Here is a 5,440-nt window from a genome sequence, read left to right as displayed (position 1 = left end):
CAAAATATTCGTAAAGGGTGCGGAAAGTGGGTTTTTTGAATTATTAATTGATTAAAAAGAAAATTAAAGGCTTGCTGCACTACCACTGTAATAGCCCTGCAGCTACCTTCTTCTAATTAAAACTATAGCCATACCAATAAGTACTATCGCAGCTGCGATTCCACCATAAAGAAGCAGTGTTGACACTGACTGATTTGAGTAGACTTGAGACAATGCAGAGAATGTTAGCGCTGTCTGAATATAGTTCTGTCCTTCAAGCATCTGGAAGTATGGATCAATGTATATGTTACCCTCTTGGAAGTCGTTGTAGGAGAAAGCGATGCTTACAGTTAAAGTTTCATTTCTCAGACAGAAGTAGGAGCAGCCGTCATGGTATTCGCTACCATTATACGCACCGTTAAACCAGTTAAATAGGGCAACTGGATTTCCCCAGGAATCTACAAAGTAGACTTCAGAAACGCTTTCATCGTTTACCAGCGATGGTACGAGGCCACTGCTTCCATTTGCTACAACTTCTCCGTTGGCCCACCTGTATCTATACTGATAAGAATCACCGAGACAAGCGTGAAGATTTATCACCAGAGCAAGATACCTTGAAGCGTTAGGCGCAGGATCCTTAGCCCAGTCATATCCCAGTATGTTTAAACCGTATTTTAACGCTACCTCCGCTGGTACGGTGACTGTAGTATCATTGAAAGTAATGGTTTTCGCCTCAAAGTATAATGTGACCAGAAACTCAATCTGGAAGGTGTTTTCTGGATCGGTACTCTGTCCTGTTACCACTATTTGAATACTGTCAGGAAAAGTGTTTCCCGGTGTCCAGTTAACTTCTATATTAGCTGAACTCCAAACAATGTCTGTGCGTAAATTGTACTCATTTATAAATGTGTCAATAGTATCGTTGTAGATTTGGTCGCTGTTCAGATCATTGAACTCTATTAGTTTAGCAAAGTCTAATCCGAACTTGGTGTTCATGCGCCATCTATGGGTGTATTGTGATGATATAAAATCGGGGCTAAAGTTGAAGCTTCTATTGTTGAAATAAGGTGTCCAATCGATGGGAGGGGCAAGAGACTCTATGTTCTGGTCCGATTGATTATCGTAAACTATGGGAAGATTTGCTGCTGTTGCTGGTGCGGTGAATACTGGTAGAGCTATAAAGAGTATGAATAGTGCCAATGTTGCCGCTGCTAATGTCACAACCATTTTCCTTTTCATTTTTCATTCCCCTAATTTTTGATTAAACGTCGTTTCGGGAGTTACTATTAAAAATTTTTAGTGAACCATTTATTTTGCACTAAAATAAGGATTTAAAAAAGCTGAAAATGCGTAAAAGAGATTTATTAAGGTTTATAACTGTTCAAAAATTACTAAAAAACCTTCTTTTGAAAAATAAGCTGATTAAAAAGAATAGAATTTAGGATTTTAAAGCCTTGCTAATTTCGTTCAGGGTTTTTTCGTCGATTTGCTCCAGCTTGGCGCTGATGGATTTCACAATCTTCATGCCCTTCTTTGCTAATTTCTCTTCGATGCCTTTAGTGAACTTCACTCTTCCCATGCCCGAAGAGACAAAGACTACCGCCTTTTTCCCCTCAGCTTTCTCCAGTTTCTCAATAAAAGTATTTACCGGCGGGGCATATGTGAAAGCCCAGATTGGAGAGCCAATAATTAGTGCATCATAATTACCCGTACTTTTGGTCGCTTTGATTTCCGGTTTTCTCCTAAAAATGCAGTCAAAATTAATACGTGGGTTGAGGTGCATCAGCTTACTGCTGTATTCTTTTACCATCTCTATTTTAAACAGGTCTACTTTTCCCAAGGGTTCGAGGGTTTTTTGTATTTTCTTGGCTATTTTTTCCGTGTTGCCAGTTTTTGAATAGTAAGCCAATAAAATCTTCAATCTAAGTCACCATACTTCCTTTTTTTCCCTAGGAGAAAAAATTGAATTTTTTTAATTTTAGAATCCTCCTTTTTGGAGTAGATTTGTTTCTACTATTTGAGAAACTCTACTACTTTTTCTACAAAGTCTTCTGCCACTTGTGTGACCATTCCGTGACCCACATTATCGTAAAGGATTAGTTTTGCTCTTGGGATACGTTGAGCCAGTATTTCGGAGTTCTGGTAAGGTAAGAGTTTATCTTCCTTTCCCGACATTACCAGGGTTGGTCTGTTAATTTTGGGTAGCCGATCGTATGCATCCCACTTCATGATGGCATTTATCTGCCTCATATAGGCATCCTCGGTTATGGGAGCTATGAGCATACGGTTTATGCTCCTTTCTATTACGTCTGAATTGTTTTTAATATAGTCTTCCGGGTATAACAGGGGCATGGCTCTTCTGGCTATCTGCTCATCGGTTAGATTTCCCCTATCCATCATCACTGCAATGGTTTCAGGTGGTGTAGGTATGGAATGCGGTCCACCAGGAGTTGTAGAGCAGAGTACTAGCTTTTTAACCCTATCTGGATAGTTTAAAACAAACTCTTGAGCTATCATACCGCCCATGCTGACGCCAAGCATGTGGGCTTGCTCTATCTCGAGTGCATCCATAAGGCCCAAGGTATCGTCTGCAAACATTTTGATTGTGTAATCGATTTTTGGGGCGTCGGTTCTTCCAGCTCCTCTATTGTCGAAAATTAGAACCTTGAAGTGCTTGGAGAACTGTTCAATGACGTAGGGGCTCCACCAATCTTTGTTGGCTGATAATCCCATTATCATTACCAGAGGAAACCCCTTACCGTGAATCTCGTAATACATTTTAATGTCGCCAATTCTTATCTTGGGCAACCAAGAACACCTCCTCTTATCTTATTTATATTAAGGAAACAGAAATTTAAAACTATTTGGCTAGATTTGAAACGCTAGCAGAGAAAAAAATTTGGAAAAGAAAGAAGGGTTTGAGAAGTTATATTTTAGCTTTTTAAGAATTCTATTACCTTTTGGGCGAATTCTTCAGCGTTCTGGGAAACCATGCCGTGTCCGGATTCCTCAAAGGTTACCAGTTTAGCTTTTGATATTCTCTCTGCCAGTATTTTGGAGTTCTCCCAAGGGAGAAGCACATCCTTCTTTCCGGTGAGAACTATTGTGGGGGCTTTAATCATTGGGAGTCTGTCGTAGGAGTCGAATTGGGAAGCTGCCTGCAATTGCCGCATGTAGGCATCTATGGGAATGGGTGCTATCATCAGCCTCCTAACCGCCTCTTCAATGATTTCCGGGTTGTTTTTTCTATACTCTTCTGGGTAGAGTAGATCCACGGTGGTTCTCATACGTTCCTCATCAGTCATCTCGCCCCGACTCAGCATTATCTTAAGTGTTTCCGGCGGTACTGGAACCGATTTTGGTCCACCACAGCTTGTAGAGACCAGAACCAGTTTATCCACCCTCTCAGGGTGTGTCAAGGCTATTTCTTGTGCTATAATACCTCCCATGGAGACACCCAGTATGTGGGATTTTTTTATTCCCAGCTTATCCATTAATCCAATAGTATCCTCTGCAAACATTTTAATGGAATAATCGATTTTTGGCTTATCGGTTCTTCCTGCTCCTCTATTGTCGAATATTACAGTTTTAAAATTTTTAGAAAACTGGTCCAAGACGAAGGGGTGCCACCAATCTTTATTGGCTGATAATCCCATAATCATCACTAAGGGCGGGCCATCTCCATGAATTTCGTAATAAATATTTATGTCTCCAACCTTCACTTTTGGCAATTTATCACACCTTTCTAATTTAATCTTTTAAAATTACAATAAACTCTTTTAAACCATTCTCATAAAAAGTTGGAGGATAACCCCTATAACACCAGTTAAAGCTTGGCATAAGCTTTTTATTTCTAAATATTAATTCTTTTTAAGGAATCTTTTAATAGGAGAGAGATTTAGATGGGTGAAGAAGCAAGAATTGTTAGTGGCATAGTTCAGGAATATATGAAAAAGCATGCACGTTCTAAGCAAATTTTCGACGAGGCTTGGAAAGTGATGCCGGGTGCCAATACCAGAATAGCAGTGTTTATGATGCCCTACCCTGCCTATATTACGCGTGGTGAGGGATCAAGTATCTGGGATGTGGATGGTAACCAGTATGTGGACTTGAACTTTAACATGACCTGTCTGGTTCTGGGTCACAAGCATCCCAAGGTGGTGGAGGCTATTAATAAGCAGATAGAGTGCGGGACCTCTTTTGGCGGCCCCACAGAGCACGAGGTCGAATTGGCTAAAAGATTAATTGACCGTATACCCAGTGCGGAGCAAGTGAGATTCACTCCCTCTGGAACCGAGGCAGTGCACCAAGCAGTTAGACTGGCTAGGGCTTACACCAAGAAAGATAAAATCATAAAGTGTGAAGGGGCCTACCACGGAACATGGGACGCGATTGATATTAGCGTTTTTCCCACACCAGAGGAGCAAGGTCCCCCGCTCAATCCGAACCGGGTGCCCTTCAGTAAGGGAATACCTCAAGGAGTGATTGATAACACCCTAGTTGTGCCTTTCAACAACATTGAGGTCATGGAGAAAACCATTAAAGAGAATAAAGATGATTTGGCTGCTGTCATTTTAGAACCCATTCAAAGAGGCTATGAGCCTAAGGAGGGATACCTGGAGGCGGTACGTGAGATAACGGAAAAATATGGAATTTTGCTCATTTTTGATGAGGTTGTCTGCTATCGGGTGAGGCGTGGAGGAGCACAGGAACTCTATGGAGTAACCCCAGACATCACTACTTTGGGTAAACTGATCGGTGGAGGCTTTCCTATCGGGGCTTATGTTTCTAGCCGTGAAATCATGAAGCAATTCTCCTTTGAACTGGCAGAAGGGCCACAGCTATTCTTTTCGGGAACCTTCAACGCTTTTCCATTGGCAATGGTTGCTGGGGCTGCTACTCTTGATGCTTTAACCCCTGATGTTTATGAGAAAATGGACCGCCTCGGTGAAGAAATGAGGACGGGACTATCCGAAATCCTAAGCGATCAAAATATTGAAGCTCACGTAGGAGGGGTTGCCTCGTTCTTTCACATTTTCTGGACAAAAGAAGAAGTAGTCGACTATCGGACGCTTAAAACCGCTGACACCAGATGTCAAAACTACTTCGACCTAGATTCCTTGAACCGTGGAATATACTACAGAGACCATCCCAACGTATCCGCAGTAACCACACGTGAGGACGTAAAGAAAGCTCTAGACGCTGCGCGTGAAACAGTGGAAATATTAAAACCAGTTATCAAGGAGATTTCGCCCGGTCTAGTCCAGTAATACTTCCTAAAACTCCTAATTTATTTGATATCTCTCTTTTCCTCTTTTTATTTATCTTCATCCTTTAACATAAGTTCTTTGGGTCATTTTTGAATTAAAAATAAATCGTTAAATAAAAATAGGGGGTTTACAACAATAGGAAGATTTAATACTAAATAATACCATATATGGCTATGTGGTACTATGAAACT

At 41.0% G+C, this 5,440-nt stretch carries 5 protein-coding genes; 1 reads left to right on the top strand and 4 read right to left on the bottom strand.

The annotated features are described in order from the left end of the window. Positions 1-102: 102 nt before the first annotated feature. The 4 genes from ACUVXA_RS15650 to ACUVXA_RS15635 form a co-directional block, all read right to left on the bottom strand. Complete coding sequence (locus ACUVXA_RS15650; RefSeq protein WP_445872217.1) at positions 103-1,218, bottom strand: hypothetical protein; 1,116 nt, start codon at positions 1,216-1,218, stop codon at positions 103-105. A gap of 199 nt (positions 1,219-1,417) precedes the next feature. Further along, positions 1,418-1,900, bottom strand: a complete 483-nt coding sequence (locus tag ACUVXA_RS15645) for a flavodoxin family protein (RefSeq protein WP_445872216.1) — start codon at positions 1,898-1,900, stop codon at positions 1,418-1,420. Positions 1,901-1,992: 92 nt separating this feature from the next. Further along, on the bottom strand, positions 1,993-2,787 hold the full coding sequence (locus ACUVXA_RS15640; RefSeq protein ID WP_445872215.1) for an alpha/beta fold hydrolase: 795 nt from the start codon (positions 2,785-2,787) through the stop codon (positions 1,993-1,995). 125 nt (positions 2,788-2,912) lie between these two features. Beyond that, the gene (locus tag ACUVXA_RS15635; RefSeq protein WP_445872218.1) at positions 2,913-3,701 is read right to left on the bottom strand and encodes an alpha/beta fold hydrolase; all 789 of its coding nucleotides are present in this window, start codon (positions 3,699-3,701) and stop codon (positions 2,913-2,915) included. Between the two features lie 180 nt (positions 3,702-3,881). Here ACUVXA_RS15635 and ACUVXA_RS15630 point away from each other — a divergent pair, with 180 nt between their 5' ends. Beyond that, a complete protein-coding gene (locus ACUVXA_RS15630; protein WP_445872214.1) occupies positions 3,882-5,249 on the top strand; it encodes an aspartate aminotransferase family protein in 1,368 nt (455 codons plus the stop codon). The last annotated feature ends 191 nt before the right edge of the window (positions 5,250-5,440 follow it).

The organism is Candidatus Jordarchaeum sp. (genome assembly GCF_052745115.1).
Note: the sequence above shows the minus strand (reverse complement) of the source record. Positions and strands in the feature narration are given on the sequence as shown.